This window comes from Acinetobacter sp. QJM3NY_42, assembly GCF_056173745.1.
The window spans coordinates 252,461-269,874 of the sequence record NZ_CM149689.1 but is presented as its reverse complement, the minus strand read 5'-3'; the positions used below and the strand labels follow the sequence as shown (position 1 = coordinate 269,874).

At 44.3% G+C, this 17,414-nt stretch carries 18 protein-coding genes and 2 tRNA genes; 8 read left to right on the top strand and 12 right to left on the bottom strand.

All coding sequences use genetic code 11. From position 1 onward, the window contains the following. Positions 1-7: 7 nt before the first annotated feature. The 4 genes from AC0VYT_RS01250 to tpiA form a co-directional block, all read right to left on the bottom strand. A tRNA-Met gene (locus AC0VYT_RS01250) sits at positions 8-84 on the bottom strand. Positions 85-126: 42 nt separating this feature from the next. Beyond that, positions 127-211 (bottom strand) — tRNA-Leu (locus AC0VYT_RS01245). Between the two features lie 52 nt (positions 212-263). Further along, positions 264-593, bottom strand: a complete 330-nt coding sequence (gene secG, locus AC0VYT_RS01240; RefSeq protein ID WP_005016983.1) for a preprotein translocase subunit SecG — start codon at positions 591-593, stop codon at positions 264-266. A 10-nt stretch (positions 594-603) separates the two neighbouring features. Beyond that, positions 604-1,398 carry a triose-phosphate isomerase gene (gene tpiA / locus AC0VYT_RS01235; RefSeq protein ID WP_005016984.1) on the bottom strand — a complete coding sequence of 265 codons (795 nt, stop codon included), beginning with the start codon at positions 1,396-1,398 and terminating at the stop codon, positions 604-606. 288 nt (positions 1,399-1,686) lie between these two features. Here tpiA and pilB point away from each other — a divergent pair, with 288 nt between their 5' ends. From pilB to coaE, 4 genes are read left to right on the top strand one after another with little or no spacing between them, the layout of a single operon-like run. Beyond that, the gene (gene pilB, locus AC0VYT_RS01230; protein WP_005016986.1) at positions 1,687-3,396 is read left to right on the top strand and encodes a type IV-A pilus assembly ATPase PilB; all 1,710 of its coding nucleotides are present in this window, start codon (positions 1,687-1,689) and stop codon (positions 3,394-3,396) included. Between the two features lie 29 nt (positions 3,397-3,425). After that, a complete protein-coding gene (locus AC0VYT_RS01225) occupies positions 3,426-4,652 on the top strand; it encodes a type II secretion system F family protein (RefSeq protein WP_005016988.1) in 1,227 nt (408 codons plus the stop codon). Next, positions 4,652-5,512, top strand: coding sequence for a prepilin peptidase (locus AC0VYT_RS01220; RefSeq protein ID WP_005016989.1), 861 nt, complete (start codon positions 4,652-4,654; stop codon positions 5,510-5,512). The genes AC0VYT_RS01225 and AC0VYT_RS01220 overlap by 1 nt, the downstream gene beginning before the upstream one ends. 1 nt (position 5,513) lies before the next feature. After that, positions 5,514-6,125, top strand: coding sequence for a dephospho-CoA kinase (gene coaE, locus AC0VYT_RS01215; protein WP_005016991.1), 612 nt, complete (start codon positions 5,514-5,516; stop codon positions 6,123-6,125). Here coaE and AC0VYT_RS01210 read toward each other — a convergent pair. The 4 genes from AC0VYT_RS01210 to AC0VYT_RS01195 all read right to left on the bottom strand — a co-directional run bounded on the left by AC0VYT_RS01210 (position 6,122) and on the right by AC0VYT_RS01195 (position 8,469). Continuing rightward, the gene (locus AC0VYT_RS01210; protein ID WP_005016993.1) at positions 6,122-7,057 is read right to left on the bottom strand and encodes a DMT family transporter; all 936 of its coding nucleotides are present in this window, start codon (positions 7,055-7,057) and stop codon (positions 6,122-6,124) included. The two genes, coaE and AC0VYT_RS01210, sit on opposite strands and share 4 nt — an antisense overlap. Before the next feature lie 24 nt (positions 7,058-7,081). Beyond that, positions 7,082-7,837: a 23S rRNA (guanosine(2251)-2'-O)-methyltransferase RlmB gene (rlmB, locus tag AC0VYT_RS01205; protein ID WP_005016996.1), complete on the bottom strand. Its 756-nt coding sequence runs from the start codon at positions 7,835-7,837 to the stop codon at positions 7,082-7,084. Between the two features lie 103 nt (positions 7,838-7,940). Continuing rightward, positions 7,941-8,264 (bottom strand): pyrimidine/purine nucleoside phosphorylase, encoded by a 324-nt coding sequence (ppnP, locus tag AC0VYT_RS01200; RefSeq protein ID WP_005016998.1) that lies wholly within the window; start codon positions 8,262-8,264, stop codon positions 7,941-7,943. 67 nt (positions 8,265-8,331) lie between these two features. After that, positions 8,332-8,469: a hypothetical protein gene (locus AC0VYT_RS01195; RefSeq protein WP_005405135.1), complete on the bottom strand. Its 138-nt coding sequence runs from the start codon at positions 8,467-8,469 to the stop codon at positions 8,332-8,334. Between the two features lie 402 nt (positions 8,470-8,871). On the opposite strand from AC0VYT_RS01195, the gene recN reads away from it, so the two are divergent. The 3 genes from recN to ruvX all read left to right on the top strand — a co-directional run bounded on the left by recN (position 8,872) and on the right by ruvX (position 11,859). Further along, positions 8,872-10,533: a DNA repair protein RecN gene (gene recN, locus AC0VYT_RS01190; RefSeq protein WP_005017001.1), complete on the top strand. Its 1,662-nt coding sequence runs from the start codon at positions 8,872-8,874 to the stop codon at positions 10,531-10,533. A 335-nt stretch (positions 10,534-10,868) separates the two neighbouring features. Next, a complete protein-coding gene (locus tag AC0VYT_RS01185; RefSeq protein ID WP_005017002.1) occupies positions 10,869-11,423 on the top strand; it encodes a YqgE/AlgH family protein in 555 nt (184 codons plus the stop codon). After that, entirely contained in the window at positions 11,416-11,859 is a 444-nt protein-coding gene (gene ruvX, locus AC0VYT_RS01180) for a Holliday junction resolvase RuvX (protein ID WP_005017006.1), read from the top strand. The genes AC0VYT_RS01185 and ruvX overlap by 8 nt, the downstream gene beginning before the upstream one ends. 65 nt (positions 11,860-11,924) lie before the next feature. On the opposite strand, the gene AC0VYT_RS01175 is transcribed toward ruvX, so the two are convergent. From AC0VYT_RS01175 to AC0VYT_RS01165, 3 genes are read right to left on the bottom strand one after another with little or no spacing between them, the layout of a single operon-like run. Further along, the gene (locus AC0VYT_RS01175; RefSeq protein WP_005405136.1) at positions 11,925-12,938 is read right to left on the bottom strand and encodes an HlyD family secretion protein; all 1,014 of its coding nucleotides are present in this window, start codon (positions 12,936-12,938) and stop codon (positions 11,925-11,927) included. Positions 12,939-12,964: 26 nt separating this feature from the next. Continuing rightward, positions 12,965-13,171, bottom strand: a complete 207-nt coding sequence (locus tag AC0VYT_RS01170; RefSeq protein ID WP_005017009.1) for a DUF1656 domain-containing protein — start codon at positions 13,169-13,171, stop codon at positions 12,965-12,967. A gap of 1 nt (position 13,172) precedes the next feature. After that, entirely contained in the window at positions 13,173-15,257 is a 2,085-nt protein-coding gene (locus AC0VYT_RS01165; protein ID WP_005404540.1) for an FUSC family protein, read from the bottom strand. Positions 15,258-15,710: 453 nt separating this feature from the next. On the opposite strand from AC0VYT_RS01165, the gene AC0VYT_RS01160 reads away from it, so the two are divergent. Then, a complete protein-coding gene (locus AC0VYT_RS01160) occupies positions 15,711-16,481 on the top strand; it encodes an IclR family transcriptional regulator (RefSeq protein ID WP_005404539.1) in 771 nt (256 codons plus the stop codon). Positions 16,482-16,708: 227 nt separating this feature from the next. Here the strand turns inward: AC0VYT_RS01160 and AC0VYT_RS01155 are convergent, their stop codons facing one another. Beyond that, positions 16,709-17,323, bottom strand: a complete 615-nt coding sequence (locus tag AC0VYT_RS01155) for an alpha-ketoglutarate-dependent dioxygenase AlkB family protein (protein WP_005404537.1) — start codon at positions 17,321-17,323, stop codon at positions 16,709-16,711. Positions 17,324-17,414: the final 91 nt, after the last annotated feature.

Sequence of the window (17,414 nt, the reverse complement as noted above, 5' to 3'; positions counted from 1 at the left end):
ATTGAATTGGTAGCGGGAGCTGGATTTGAACCAACGACCTTCGGGTTATGAGCCCGACGAGCTACCAGACTGCTCCATCCCGCATCAATGTTTTCTGCTGCATGCATCAACGATCTGGTTTATCGTTGGTGCGGAAGGGGGGACTTGAACCCCCACGCCCGAAGGCACTACCACCTCAAGGTAGCGTGTCTACCAATTCCACCACCACCGCAGCAGGTCGCATTCTAGTAGCTTCCCTAGTAAAAGAAAAGCTTTAATTTAAATTATTCACCAGTTTTCGGTGCAGTTGGTGAAGTTTCAGGCGAAACCGGTTGCGCAGGCACACTGGTTTGTACACTTTGCAAGCTATAAGCAGCTGTAGTCTGTTTTTTTGCAAAGACTGCCAGGGTCAGGCTGGTTACAAAAAACAGTGCAGTTAAAATAGCGGTGAGCCGGGTCATGAAGTTACCAGACCCCGAAGCACCAAATACGGTTGCCGCACCACCGCCTCCAAAAGAAGCTCCGGCGTCAGCACCTTTACCATGCTGGACCAGGATCAGTCCAATCATCAAAACAGCCAGAATAATATGTATTACCAATACAAACGTATGCATGCCGAACTCCTCATTCTTTTATTTGGGCAAATGCCTGAGCAATTTTATGGAAGGACTCGGCGTTTAAGGAAGCCCCGCCAACCAGTGCCCCATTAATATCCGGACAGGCTGCCAGCTCTACTGCATTCTCAGGCTTAACACTGCCACCGTAGAGGATGGTTATATTAGAGCCAAGCGGGGTGATTTGGCAAAGTGCTTCACGAATTTTTTCATGCATAGCCTGTGCATCTGCGGCAGAGGCAGTCTTACCCGTACCAATTGCCCAGATCGGCTCATAAGCAATCATGATATTTTGCCATTGCTCGGCCTGTACAACTTCGGCAATGTCACAAATCTGTTGCAATACCACTTGTGCTGCCTGCCCTGCCTCACGCTGCTCCAGGCTTTCCCCTACACAATAAATAATTTTTAGACCGGCATTTAATGCATTTTTAATTTTTTCTTTTAAAATCTTTAGATCATCACCCAACAGTTCTCGACGCTCTGAATGGCCTATGAGCACCCAGTGAATCTGACTGTCTTTTAATAGCTCTGCACTAACTTCGCCGGTATACGCCCCAGTTCCTGCTATACGTGAGACATCTTGTGCCACTATATGCACCGGACTTGCAGCATTTTCAAGCTGCTGTTTTGTAGAGGTCAGCGCAATTGCCACAGGCGCTATCCCCAACTGACATTGCTCAGGACTGATGTGCTGTTCTATAAGTAATTGCTTAAATTGTTCAATGAGTTGCTGGGCATCTGCGTGCATTGGGTTCATTTTCCAATTACCAACAACCCAAGGAATAATTGTCGAACCCGACATACTTCTAACCTTTCATCAAAAATGCACCACATTCTACACGGAATTCATCTATTTGAAGATAAATTTCGTAACTCCATTGCTGCTATTAGGCTTTTAAAGTTAAGCTTATTGTTCTGTGATATGTCCTAACGATCTATATAGAAAATTCTTCTTAAAGATAGCCATTGTTCAGGTTAAATACATGATTTCATACCAGAGCCTTTATTTAAACTGTGGTATTTTTCGGCAACAAAAGTATAATTTTACAGAGATCTATAAATCGTCGGTCATTTAAAGGCGCAATAAACAATGACAGTTAATTTTACTCCAAAGTTTTCCGGTTTTATTCGCCGTCTGGTTGAGGATAACCACGTGTCTGCTGCTGAAATGCAGAATGCGGTCGATACTGCTAAAAGAAACCGGCAGGATATCGTGCCTTATCTGATCGATCATTTTAAACTTTCGCCCTTACTGATTGCAGAATTTATCTCGATTGAGTTTGGTGAAGCTTTATTCGATTTGGCTGTTTACGATACTGTCCAGATTCCACGAGATGTAGTTGATGAGAAACTGATACTCAAGCATCGGGTCTTGCCACTTATTAAGCGTGGTCATACCCTGTTTGTTGCTACCAGTAATCCCACCAATATTGAAGCTTTAGAAGCTGTCCGGTTTAACAGTAAACTGAATATTGAAGTTGTTATTGTCGAGCATGACAAACTGCAGCGTACTATTGAGCAGAATTTTTCTGAAGAAAGCAATTTTGATTTTGGTGATGAAGAACTCAATATTGATGTTTCAACCAGCAATTTAGATGAGGACGACAGTCAAGATAATACGCCTCAGGAAGAAGAAGCTCCAATTGTTAAATATATTAACAAGTTATTGGTAGATGCCATTCGTATTGGTGCATCAGACTTACATTTTGAGCCTTATGAAAAATATTACCGGGTACGTTACCGGGTCGATGGCGTGTTAAGACAGGTTGCAACACCACCTTTACAGCTGGCTACCCGACTGGCTTCACGTTTAAAGGTTATGTCACAGATGGATATTTCCGAAAAGCGCGTTCCCCAAGATGGCCGGATCAAATTAAAACTCTCTAAAACCAAAGCTATTGATTTCCGTGTGAACTCACTGCCTACACTATTTGGAGAAAAACTGGTTCTGCGTATTTTGGATCCGTCCAGCGCCATGCTGGGTATTGATGCATTAGGCTATGAACCCGAGCAAAAAGCCCTGTTTATAGAAGCTTTAGAAAAGCCGCAAGGTATGTTACTCATTACCGGGCCTACCGGTTCCGGTAAAACCGTATCGCTTTATACAGGCCTCAATATTTTAAACCGTGAGGATACCAATATTTCGACTGCCGAAGACCCGGTAGAAATTAATCTTGAAGGTATTAACCAGGTCAATGTGAACAATAAAGTCGGGTTAAGCTTCTCTGCCGCGCTAAAGTCATTCCTGCGTCAGGATCCAGATATTATTATGGTAGGTGAGATTCGTGACCTGGAAACAGCAGAGATTGCCATTAAAGCAGCTCAGACCGGTCACATGGTTATGTCTACCCTGCATACCAACAGTGCTCCTGAAACACTAACACGCCTAAGAAATATGGGCGTAGCAGCATTTAATATTGCCACTTCAGTTAATCTGGTCATTGCACAGCGTCTAGCTCGACGTTTATGCAACCAGTGCAAGGTACCAGCAGAGATTCCTAGAAATAGTCTGCTTGAGATGGGCTTTACCGAAGATGATCTAGCCATCCCTGATTTTCAGGTTTATCAACCTGTCGGTTGCCCGGAATGTCGTGATGGTTATCGGGGTCGTGTGGGTATCTATGAAGTAATGAAAGTTACACCGGAAATTTCAAAAATTATTATGGAAGACGGTAACGCCCTTGAAATAGCAGCAACAGCAGCACGCCTGGGTTTTGATAACTTGCGTCGTTCTGGCCTGAAGAAAGTCATGCAAGGTGTAACCTCTTTACAAGAAATTAACCGTGTGACCAGTGAATAAAGTCAGCATTTAAAAATAAGGATAAAGCAATGGCAGTCAAAAAAGCACAAATGATGCCGACTTTTGCTTATGACGGCGTCGACCGTAAAGGAATTAAAGTTAAAGGGGAGCTGACAGCCAAGAATATGGCGTTGGCTAAGGTGACTTTGCGCAAGCAAGGAATAACTATCAAAACCATTCGGGAAAAACGTCGCAATATTCTAGAAGGCTTGATGAAGAAAAGGGTTTCTACACTAGATATCACTATCTTTACACGTCAGCTGGCCACCATGATGAAAGCGGGTGTTCCCCTTGTACAAGGTTTTGAAATTGTCGCTGAAGGTCTCGAAAATCCGGCTATGCGTGAAGTGGTTTTGGGTATTAAGGCTGAAGTTGAAGGGGGCAATACATTTGCCGGTGCACTGCGTAAATATCCCCAATATTTTGATAACCTGTTCTGCTCACTGGTCGAATCTGGTGAACAGTCCGGTGCACTTGAGACCATGCTCGACCGGGTAGCCATCTATAAAGAAAAGAGTGAACTCCTCAAGCAGAAAATTAAAAAAGCCATGAAATATCCCGCCACAGTTATTGTGGTTGCAGTCATTGTAACCATTATTCTGATGGTTAAGGTAGTTCCGGTATTCCAGGACCTGTTTAGCTCGTTTGGTGCAGATCTGCCTGCATTTACCCAGATGGTTGTCAATATGTCGAACTGGATGCAGAAGTACTGGTTTATTCTCATTATCGCAATTGCTGCTCTTATTTTCGGTTTTCTTGAAGCCAAAAAGCGGAGCCAGAAGTTCCGTGATGCGCTTGACAGAATGGCTCTTAAACTGCCAATTTTTGGTGATCTGGTCTATAAAGCAATTATTGCCCGTTATAGCCGTACGCTGGCAACCACATTTGCAGCCGGCGTACCACTTATTGATGCACTGGAATCTACTGCCGGTGCAACTAATAATGTAATTTATGAGCAGGCTGTCATGAAAATCCGGGAAGATGTAGCAACCGGTCAGCAGCTTCAGTTTGCTATGCGTGCCTCTAACCGTTTTCCGCCTATGGCAGTACAGATGGTTGCCATTGGAGAAGAGTCGGGTGCCCTTGATGCCATGTTAGATAAAGTCGCGACACATTTTGAAAATGAAGTTGACAATGCCGTTGACGGTCTGACTTCCATGATGGAACCCCTGATTATGGCAATTCTGGGTGTATTAGTGGGTGGCCTTGTGATCGCCATGTATCTGCCAATTTTCCAGATGGGTTCAGTTGTTTAATGCAAGAATTAATTACCTTATTAAGTAATAACCCGACTGCGCTCTACATTGTGGTTGGGCTTTTCAGTCTATGTATTGGCAGTTTTTTAAATGTCGTTATTCTTCGCACTCCTAAAATGATGGAGCAGGAATGGCGCAATGAATGTCAGTTGTTGCTTCATCCAGATCAGCCCCTAATTGATGAAACAAAACTCACGCTCAGCTATCCGGCTTCTACCTGTCCCAACTGTCATACGCCGATTCGCTGGTATCAGAATCTGCCTTTAGTCAGCTGGCTGCTACTCAGAGGCAAATGTGGTCAATGCCAGAATCCGATCAGTATCCGTTACCCTCTAGTTGAACTTTTAACTGCTCTGTGTTCACTTATTGTAGTAGCTGTCTATGGCCCTACCCTGCAAATGCTATTTGGTCTGTTACTGACTTGGGCATTAATTACCCTGACCTTCATCGATTTTGATACCCAACTGCTTCCAGACCGGTATACCTTGCCGCTTGCCGCCTTAGGCCTAGCTCTAAACAGTTATGCATTATATACCTCGGCAAGCTCTGCTATTTGGGGTTATGTGATTGGGTTTTTATGCTTATGGATTGTGTATTACCTGTTTAAAGTCATCACCGGCAAAGAAGGCATGGGATACGGGGACTTTAAGTTACTGGCCGCACTCGGAGCATGGATGGGTCCTTTAATGCTGCCTTTAATTGTGCTACTTTCATCTTTAGTCGGGGCAATTATTGGTATCGTACTGCTCAAGATTCGCAAGGAAAACCAGCCTTTCGCCTTTGGTCCCTATATTGCGATTGCTGGCTGGATCGCTTTTTTATGGGGTGAGCAAATTATGAAAATTTATCTGGGAGGCTGATATGACATTTATCTTGGGGTTAACAGGAGGAATAGGCAGTGGAAAGTCAGCTGCCAGCCAGTGGTTTGAGTCTCAAGGTATACAGGTCGTAGATGCCGATGTAGTAGCACGTGAAGTGGTACAGCGTGGCCAGCCAGCACTGGCACAAATTCATGATGCCTTTGGTGACTGGGTGTTACAAGAAGATGGCGAGTTAAACCGGCGGGCATTGCGTGAACATATTTTCAAGCTACCGGAAGCGCGTCAGACTCTGGAAGGAATTACCCATCCTGCTATCCGCCAGGCGTTAATCCAGCAGCTACAGGCTGCCCAAAGTCCTTATGCCATACTGGTTTCTCCTCTTTTATTTGAAACCAATCAGCATGAACTTGCCCAGCATACACTTTTAGTCGATACCAGCGAAGATATCCAGATTATGCGTGCCTGTGCGCGTGACCAGCAGTCTGAGGAGCAGATCCGTCAGATCATTGCCGCACAGATGCCTCGCTCACAAAAACAGACTCTCGCTCATGATATTGTAACCAATGATGGCCACCTGGAACATCTATATGCTCAATTACAGCCTCTTCATCAGCTTTACCTCATCAAGGCCGAAAAGCTAAAAGCAGATTAGGAGATGCGAGAGTCTGAACCAGAACCTTTTTTCTGGTTTTCCAGCTGCGCCTGTAAAGTATCTTTGCGGAACCAGCGCCATGGCTGTAAAGCTCCAAAACTCATCCCGATTAGTCCAGCAAGCACAGAGAGACTTAATGATTCGCCGAGCAGTGGTATAGCAAGCAAGGCTGCAATAAAAGGTGCCAGAGTTACAATACTTCCAGTTTTAAAAGCCCCTAAACGCTCAATGGCTGCCACATAAGTCAGGGTAGCAATGATTACCACAAAAACGCCGTGGAAAAGTGTCTGGATAACCAGATGCAGAGGTTCTGGCTCACTGAGATGTTTAGGTATAAATAACAAGTAAATTGGAACATAGATAAGGGCTGACCAAATTACGACGCTCGCCATAGAGTGCCACGCAGACAGCTTCCATTGCTTGAGCAGTACAGTAAATACGCCCCACCAGATGGCACTGGTAAATAGAAGGATATCTCCTATACCAAATGCATGACTGCTTGAGCGTGAAATCAGATAACTCATGACAGCTAAAGCAAGTAGCATAATGCCAAGACTTAGCCAGGTATGCTGATCAAAAGGCTGTTTAAATAAAATCCATGCTGCTACAGCAGTGGTTAGTGGAATACAACCGTTGAGAAAAATCGCGGCATGGGCAGCAGGAGCATACAAAAATGCTGTATACACTGTTAAGCAGTATCCTAAGCCGCCAATCAGTGCCAACAGAACAGACTGCCTCGTCCATAAAAATGCCGTATCTTTTTTATACAGCAGAATAGGCATGAGAATGAGAAAGGCCAGACCGAAACGTAAGGCCGTAATATCCCAAGGACTGATATGCCACTGGGCATTTAAACGGGAGAATAAAGTGAAACCGCCCCAGATACACATGGTAATCGCCACAAACAGATAACCTTGAACCCGGGGAGTCATACTGAATCCTTTTAATTAATCAACTTATAAACTTTTAGCATTACGCTGACGACAGGCTTCATAGAGCGCCATACCGGTTGCCACACTGACATTTAAACTTTGCAGATTTCCAGCCATCGGAATGTAAACCTTGTGGTCGCACTGTGCCTGGGTGATAGGTCTTAAACCGGTATCTTCAGCACCCATTACAATCACTATAGGTCCGGTCAGGTCACATTGCTGAAGCGGCAATGCTTGTTCGTCGAGCATGGTTCCTATTACTCGTACTTGTGAATGCTCTTTCATCTGTGCAAGCGTACGGGCCAAATTGGTAACCTGAATGAACTTGACTTTCTCCGCCCCACCGGCTGCCACTTTCCGTGCCGTCGGTGTCAGACTGGCTGAACGGTCACGTGGCACAATAACTGCCTGTACACCCATTGCTGCGGCTGTACGAATACAGGCCCCCAAGTTATGCGGATCAGTTACCTGATCCAGGGCCAGCAATAGAACATCCGGTGTTTGTTCAAGTAACTGTTCTAGATCTTTTTCATTCATAACCGGATGTGGACGGACAGCAGCCACAACCCCCTGATGAAAGGGTAACCCGGCCAGCTTTTCAAGACTGTCCCGGCTGGCTTTTTGCACGCTAATTCCGAAAGGTTCAGCCAGTTCCAGAATCTTTTGCAAACGCTGGTCTTCACGCCCTTTTAGTGTAAACAGGGTCAGAACCCGTTCTGGCTCCAGTTCTAATAATGACTCCACTGCATGAACGCCATAATAATATTCAGGTTTCGCCATGAACGACCTCTAAGCTGGTGACTTGTGAAAAACAAAAATCCTGCAAAGTAACTTCGCAGGATCTCCTATATCAGTCTAGTGTACCTGATTTATTGCAGAATGCTTAGCCTTCTAGGTGGCAAACATAATCAAGCACATCATCAGTTTCAATTTTAAAGGTGCTGTTACCTGGTACATAAAAAGACTGACCGGCGCGGAACAGTTCAGCCTCTTCATTATTGGCAATTTTAACACGGCATTCACCAGAGATAATCTCCATACGCTCAGGCACATGGGTTTCAAAGGTAAGCGGCTGCTCTGTCGGTAAAATGACCCCCAGAGTTTTTTTAGTACCGTCTTCAAATAAAATTGTATGGCTAATACACGAACCACCAAAATAGACATTTGATTTTTTTATTACTGATACATGATCAAACTGTGCTGACATGCGTATTCTCCAGATAATGCGCATTTATATACGTTATGATTGCGGTAGTTTAATTGCGGCGGCGCAACTAATCAATTGCCGTTTCAACAGGAAAAATCAATATTTTCCATTCCTTGCTGTTCAGTTTATTCAGATCTACAGGCAGTCTTGAACCAATAGTTGAAAGTTCCAGCATAGAGGTTGGTGAGCGACCATTTTTTATCATTCTCTGTCTATAACTTACTATGATATTGTGTCTGCTATATTTGTTGCACTTATGGTTATACAGATAAAATTTTGAGTTAAACATCTAATTCATCATTACATTTTTGATCAAACCGTATTTTTCATTTTGTAATTCTAACCATCAACAATATATGACTGGTATAACAACAATAGAACACTGATCTTTGCTGGCAATATATTCTCTTAATTAGTTTTCAGTATTGTTAAAGCGAATACAGCTTTTTGCCAAGAACAGAACAACTGTATTTACAAAATTTTTATTCGCATATTTATTTTAAGATCGCGTTATCATATTTTGAATGTCTTAAAATAAAAGCCATCTTGTGACCACAACAAAACTTGACTATCTTAGACACAAACCTTTCGCAGCCTGGATGCGTTTATGCTGACACATTTAACACTGATCAATTTTGCGCTTGCTGACCATCTGGCCCTTGATATTGAACAAGGTTTTAACGTACTCACAGGTGAGACCGGCGCTGGTAAATCCTTATTACTTGATGCGCTTTCTGCCTGCCTCGGTGAACGTACCGATACCAACTATGTTCGTTATGGCACAGACAAGGCCGACATTACTGCCGTCTTCAGCTACCAGCCAGATAGCCCTGAAGCAGGGTGGCTCAGTGCGCATGAGTTAAATGATGAATCAGGTGAAATACATTTACGCCGTGTAATTTTTGCTACAGGCCGCAGTAAAGCCTGGATCAATGGCCGCCCGAGCAGCCTATCTGAACTGAAAGAAATTGGACGTCTTCTGGTTCAGCTTTATAGCCAGCATAGTCAGCAGCAGCTTCTAGAACCCCCTTATCCACGCAAGTGGCTAGACCGCTACAGTAATTTTTATAATGAGGCCCAGCAAGTACGTGATGCATATAGCCAGTGGCAGAAGAATATTCGCCAGCATCAGGCCGCGCTTGAAGCACAGGCTAGCCGATTACAGCGGATCAGTACGCTGGAGCTACAGCTTGAAGAACTTGAAGATATAGTTGCTATTCACTATAAAGAAATAGAGCAGGAATTTGACCGTCTCAGCCATCATGAACATATTATGCAGGACTGCGCTTACAGCCTGAATGTACTCGATGAAGCGGAATCCAATCTTTCTCAGGAGCTCTCTTCGGTAATTCGCCGGCTGGAAACACATGCTGGGCGTAGTGAACAGCTGTCCAGTATTTATAATGCATTATTAAATGCGCAAAGTGAACTAGATGAAGGAACAGCGCAGCTACGCCAGTTTATTGACCGGCAGAGCTTTGATCCAGAACGCATGGAAGAGCTGAATACCCAGCTTGAGATTTTTCATCGTTTGGCCCGTAAGTATAGAATCCAGCCAGAGCAGCTAAAAGAAGAATATGAACTCTGGCAGCAGGAACTGGAAAAACTGCAACAACTCGAAGACCCAGAAATGCTGGCCGAACAGGTTGAACGCGCTCATCAGGACTTTTTGCAGAAGGCTGAGCATCTGGACCAGATTCGACGTGAAGCCGCGATACCACTTGCCAAACAGCTGACTGAACAGGTAAAACCACTGGCCCTGCCCGAAGCTTATTTTGAATTCCGTTTTGATGCACTGGAACAGCCTACTGCAGAAGGCCTGAGCTTTATCCAGCTACTGTTTACCGCCAATAAAGGCATACCGGCCCAACCACTGGCACGGGTAGCTTCAGGAGGTGAGCTGTCACGTATTGCACTGGTAATGCAGGTGATGAATGCCGAGAAAACTGAAGCTGAGGTTCTGGTGTTTGATGAAATCGATGTCGGGATCAGCGGCGGTACTGCCGAGATTGTAGGACGACTGCTTGGCGGGCTGGCACAGCATGTACAAATTCTGTGTATTACCCATCAGGCCCAAGTGGCGGCTCAATCTGACCAGCATCTTCTGGTAAAGAAACTGCAGACTGATCCGGCCAGCAGTACCATCATTGAACTGGATGAAGATGAAAGGATTCAGGAACTGGCCCGTATGACAGGTGGCGTTGAAATTAGTAACACCACCTTGCAGCATGCCAGACAGTTGCGTCAGCTTAAATTCCAGCAGGCTTAATAGATATATTTTTTAGCAATCAGCAGCCAGTTTGAGCTCTTGATTTTTATGAAATCGCCACAATTATCTTCAATCAGCAGATTTTATATTCTAGTCTGTCCCCATTCTGCAAGCCTTGAATAGTCAGTATTTAATTCAAGGCTACATCTGACCAATAAGTTTCTGCTTTTTTTTGCTGAAAGGCACAGATGCTTACGTGCAGAGGATTGTATTCTCGACAGTAGTCACTTATAAGTGGAGAGACCATACTCTGTAATTTTATTGAAATTTATCTTTTTGCCTCAATTTTTGTTCCAGACAAAACTTTATGCTGACAATTTAGGAGAACAGCTTAGGTGACCAAACAATATTTGACGCATCGTTGTCTTATCGCTCCTCCAGAAATTGCCGATGATTTCTTTGCTCATACGGTCATCTATCTGGCTCGACATGATGAAGACGGCGCACAAGGGATTATTATCAACCGACCTGCTGGCATTCAGATCAAAGAATTGTTGAATGACCTGGAAATTGATGCAGATAATGTCCAACCTCATGATGTGCTTCAGGGCGGTCCATTGCGCCCGGAGGCAGGTTTCGTTTTACATACTGGTCAACCCGTCTGGCATTCGTCTATTGCTATTGGTGAAAACGTTTGTATCACCACCAGTAAAGATATTCTGGATGCAATTGCACACAATGAAGGAGTGGACCGTTACCAGATAGCGCTGGGTTATGCCAGTTGGAGCAAAAATCAACTTGAAGAAGAGATTGCACGCGGTGACTGGCTCATCTGTGATGCAGATATGGATCTGATTTTTAATCTACCTTACGATGACCGCTGGGACGCTGCCTATAAAAAAATGGGCCTAGACCGTACCTGGCTAGCTTCCGAGATTGGTCATGCCTGATGCCTCTCATCCGGGCCTGATTATGGCTTTTGACTTTGGCACTCAGAAAATGGGCATGGCTATCGGACAGGCAGCTATTCAGAGTGCTAATCCCTTGACGCTCTTCCCGATGAAGGATGGGATCCCGAATTGGGAACATTTGCTGAAGATTGTCAAAGAATGGCAACCGGATCTGTTTCTGGTCGGTTTACCCTTAAACATGGATGAGAGTGAGTCAGAACTTTCTGCCCGTGCCCGCAAGTTTGCACGGCGACTGCGTCATCAGACCAACATTGAAACCCTGATGGTGGATGAGCGTCTAACGACTCGCGAAGCCCGTAGTGAACTGAGTCAGTATCAGGCTCAGGGTGGGAACCGTAAACTTGCGGCTGACAGTATTGCAGCTGCCCTGCTGATTGAAAGCTGGTATCGGGAACCAGATGGTCTTAAGCCCTGATATTTTATCTTCTATAAAAAAAGAAAAGTAATACTCTTCTTTTTAATGATTTTTGCCAAGACCGGTTAAATATGATCTTTGGCTTCAATAATTCGTACTGTTGCAGTACGGCCTGATACCAGGGTTAACCGGTTTTCTGGCAATTTATCAATCATGATTTTGACCGGTACCCGCTGTGCCAGACGCACCCAGCTAAATGTAGGGTTGACGTTGGCCAGCAGGTTAGAACTGTTGCCACGCTCACGGTCCTCAATTCCTGTTGCTATACCCTGCACATGACCATAAATCTTTTTCGAATCTCCCATGAGCTGTACTGTGGCTTTATCTCCCACATGTATTCTGTCAAGTTTGGTCTCTTCAAAATAACCGACCACATAGAGCTGCTGGCGGTCGACCAAGGCAGCCACTGCCTGTCCAGATTTCACGTAATTACCAGGACGCATATCGAAATTGGATAAAGTGCCGTCTGCCGGTGCAATAACTGCTGAGCGGTGCAGGTTGAGTTCAGCCAGATGTACTTGGCTGGTGGCAGCTTCAATCAATGCTTTCTGCTGGCGGATAGTAGCCTGCGCCTGCTGAATAGCAGCCTGCATCTGTTCATGTTCGGCACGCGCCTGGTCACGCACTGCGAACATCTGGTCCTGTTCCTGCTTGGAAATTGCACCATTCATTAGGCTGGCATAACGCTGTGCATTTTTCTCTGCCAGCCGGATATTGGCTTGAGACTTGATTGAGTTGGCATGTGACTGGGCTAGAGCAGCTTCAGCTTCGGCCAGCCCTGCCTTGGCTTTAGCCAGATCAGATTTAGCCTGTTCAACATCCAGCGCCTGACGGGCGACATCTATTTTAAACAAGACCTGACCTTTTTTTACCGTCTGGTTATCTTGTACCAGAACTTCTGTGACCAGCCCGGAAACATCTGAAGAAACCTGCATCACATCACCCTTCACCCGACCGTCACGGGTCCAGGGTGCAGCATTATAGTAGTTCCATAAATGTATAATGGCATAGAGAGCAACTGCCGCCACCAGCAGCAGAGATAAGGGACGAAGCAGCTTGCGCGCATCAAATGAGTTCATCACGGTCAACCTATCACCAGAGAAAATCAAGCAGAAAAATAAAGAAAGAGCCAGTGGATACAGAGCAGTAGCACTAGATACCAGCAAAGATGAAATATGCCTGGCCACATAATCCAGCCATTTGTAACCCAGCGATGGGTAAATACATCTGTAAGCTTGAGTAATCCGTAAGCCAAAATCGCCTGTATCAGCAGAATCGGAACATAAAGTCCATAAATATTGACTTCACCCATCTCACGCTCCTGCCATATTAAAATGTAGTTGTGTATTGCTCATCCCGATATGGCAAATACTGCACTGGATATTGTTCAGTGAAATTAGCAGTCGAAGTCGCAGCTCATTATCTTTAACATTTGTGGCAAGTAAACGTAACTCTTTGATCTGCCGTACAAGTTCAGTGGATGGTACAGCGTTCCACAGGTCTACCTGTTCACGTAGTTCAAAATAGTGCTCGAGCTGCTGGCCCAGCTGTTCAATCTGTTTCACCAGCAGCTCATGATCAGATAATTGACCTGCCAGTTCCTGCAGCCGGCTTAAATCGACAATCGCACTACATTCAACCAGTGCTGCATTAATCGAAGAACGAATCTCAGATGACTGAACCATTTTGGTATTCAGTACACCGATTCGGTCGAGCATACTTCTAAGATGAATCCTGAACTGGGTACCATAAGGCAATACAAGTGCTTGGCGCATGGCTTTACTATGCAGGGCCAGTATTCGTGTTGCGCTGGTTTCTGGTGACATGGCACGTACAAAATAGATCACAATCAGTGAGACCAGTACACCCAGAATCATGGCAAAAGAGCTGTCAAAATAGGTCACTGCATCCATACTGTAAGAATTACGCAGATTTAGCCCCATCATGGTATTAATACCCAGTACCATTCCTACTGGCATCAGAGAAGGATTGGCCATCATGGATACAGAAAACAGGAACATGGGCAGAAGCACCAGTGCCAGCTCCCAAAACGCCGTAATATGTGGAAAAATACCAAAGGCATATACAAACACCAGCCCAGCCGAAACCAGACTGCCCCAGATAAAGATACGTAGCACGGGTACCGGGTTATCAAGTGCTGTCAAAATACATGCTGTTACTGCCCCCATCTGTGCCATCATGAAGCCCATGCGCCAGCCAGAAAGGATCCAGAGCGCACAAACGATCAGTGTAATCAGAAAGGCGCTGATACCTCCGCGCACTGCCACGCCATAATCACGATGTAAACTCGGATAAGTTGTAGTAATTGGAGTAATACTCTCAGGGATATTTTTCTCACCTGCCTGAATCAGCCCCCACAATAATTTAACCGTCCGGATATTATGAATAAAATGCCGGATATCCATTCTTATACTGCTTAAAACGATATATTGTTCAGGGTTAACGTCTCGCAGCAATTCATTGAAGTCAGCCTGGAACTCTGGAGGCAATTCAGTCAATTGGCTCTCGGCTACAGGGTGCTTTTGATTTAGAAAATTCAGCACATGCTGCTGAAGTTTTTCCAGATACTCAGATTTTTTAAAACCAAGTTGATAAAGCTGTTCGCGTTTTTCCGACATGGCGACCAGATTGGCAATTACCATGGACATTTGATGCAGCATTTCCTGCAACTGTTTGGTCATGCCCTGCAATTCACCCTTCTCATAAGACAAGTGCACAGCAAGTGCATGAATATCGCTACTGTCACGGGTTATGCCAGCCAGTAGTTCGCTATAGTTCTGATCTGGATGTGGATTTTTCAATAAATTACTGAACAGGTTTTCAGTATCATTCAGAAGTTTAGTGACACGCTGTCTGATGACCGAGCCAATATGTACCGGTAAAACTGTCGCTGAGACCACAGCATGGGCAATCACCCCGATTGAAATTTCCAGTACCCGAGCCAAAGCCAGATCAAAGATGTTATAGCTGTCTATATAGCCAATCGCATTACATACGATCATGGCAGTAGAATAACCGGCCAGCATAAATACATAACTGCGCGGTGTACGGTCCAAAAGAGAAATATAAAGTGCAAAACCGACCCATAGTGCCAGTACAACAGAAAATAGCCACGGCGTATTGATCAGGGGTGGAGTCAATAGCAATGCGGTTATCGCCCCGGCAACCGTTCCGATGAGCCGGTATACACATTTGGAAGAGACCATGCCTGAGAATGGACTGGCAATAATCATCACTGTACCAATCGACCACATCGGGTTAATCAGATCCAGACGAAAAGATACAAATAGAGCCAGCATGCCGGCAATAAAAGTTTTAAGCGCAAAAGTCAGTTCCATCCGGCCCGGACGAAAGGCCAAGATTTGTTTAAATAGCATGTGGTATCTCGAAAATAGAAATCCGTTTTAAGGCGTACTTCCAAGTCAACATCAACTTACCTAGACCTGCCAAATATCGCACATAGCAGGACCCTAGCTTTTAAGCCCTGATATAGATATTGCAGCAGTCAACACATCTCCGTTTTAAAAGCAGGATCAATGTTCAGGTAAGTTTTCTTTCAGACGAAAGAAAAGGAGAGAATAAACAGCACTTATTTTAATCTTGATAGTTTCTAAATAAGATACTTAATGTGAGTATTTTTTCAAATAAACAAAAAATAGTCAATAAAGTATCTTATTATGATAATAAATAAATTATTTTGATTACTAGTTATTCCTTAAGCGTACTTTAATAGGCCAAGTTTTCCAGCCTGAAAATATATTCACCGGTCTCTACAATTTGTTATAAAGGTAATAGCTCATCATTAAGATTTTGGACAACAGTAGGTATACATGGCACTTTCTAGTTTTGGCAAGATTCTGACGGTTCTTGATTTATTTTCAGTTTCACGGCCTGTCATCAATGTTGACATTATCTGTGAGGAACTCGGCCTGTCCAAACCGACCAGTTATCGTTACCTCAAGGAACTGGTTTCTTCAGACATTTTGCAGCGTATTAGTGGCACATCAGGTGATTATACGCTGGGTTCAAAAATTGCTGTACTGGACTATATTTCACGTACAACTGATCCTGTAGTACAGGCCAGCAGTCCGTTTATGAGTGAAATTGCAGAACGCACCGAATTGTGCTGTCTGCTTACTCACCTTAATCAGGATTACTGCATTGATGTGCATCATGAGGTTTTCCGTAATACCGACCTGCTGTCCTATGGCCGCGGTTGTCCACGTCCGGTGTACGTTGGGTCTTCTCCCAAGGTTATCTTGGCACATCTGCCAAAACAGCGTCTCCATAATTATTATGAACGCTTTGCTACCCAGCTCTCTGAAGTCGGATTTGCGCAGGACCTGGAAAGCTTTATGCAGCAGATGAAAAAAATTAAAAAACAGGGCTATTATTTTTCTCAGGGTGAGCTCGACCCACGGGTATCCGGTTTGTCTGTACCCATCCGGTTTTCTTCTAAAGAAGCGCCTATGGCATTAACTGTACTGGCTTCAAGAAGCCGCTTTGAGTTTATTAACGTCAGTAAACTGATTGAGACATTGAAGGAAAATGCCGCACAAATCGAGAAGAAGTTTTCTGTTATCTCAGAAGAAGGGAACTGATCTATTAAGTAATAATCTATACGATAATTTACATAAATTACTTGAAGAGATTTCTTGTAATTTCAAATAAATTCTCATATGATGATTTTGTTCTTCAGTAATTGCCAAAAGTGTTCCATGACATTACTGTTCTGTTTTTTCGAAAACAGCTCCTCTGAATAAAACAGCCCATGTCCTCCACACATGGGCTGTTTTATTTTATTGTCTCTGCTGGTCTGCCCTGCTTTTTAGCCCTCTGGCCAGAAATACCGAAATGTAAGATTAATACGGGGTTCCTGTACCCGAGTGCTTTTCATTAAGGCATGTTTCCAGAAATGCTGGGTTTCATCGCGCATTAACAGCAATTGTCCATGCTGTAATAAGACCTCTATCTTGTCATTTTGGGTTTTATGCCTAAAACAGAATTTACGGGTTGCCCCCAGACTGACAGAAGCAATCACCGGATTTTGACCTAGAGTTTTTTCATCATCACTATGCCAGCCCATGCCTTGGCTGCCATCTTGGTACAAGTTGGCCAGACATGAGTTAAACTGTTGGCCCGTCAGTTTTTCAATATACTGTTTAAGTTTCCAGAGTCTGTCATCCCATATATGTCCTTTTCGTGTAATACCTGAATAGCGGTATTCAAATTTTTCATCACCATACCAGGCGATCATACGGCTGGTTCGTATATGCTTGCCATAAAGGATAACTTCATCATGCTGCCAGGCCAGCTGTTGTAGAAAATATTGCAAATAGGCTGTTGCGTCTGTCTCGGTCAGTATCTGACCATAATCTTTAACAGAGCCGTCATAAGGCAGCAGATTTGATCGAGGCTGGGCCGCAAAGAGCTCAAGGTTCATTACTGCTCCGGACAGATCAGGGTAATACTTATTCTAAACATGGTTTTATCACTTTGCTCAATTCACAAATTGTCACAGAGCGGTGGGTTGA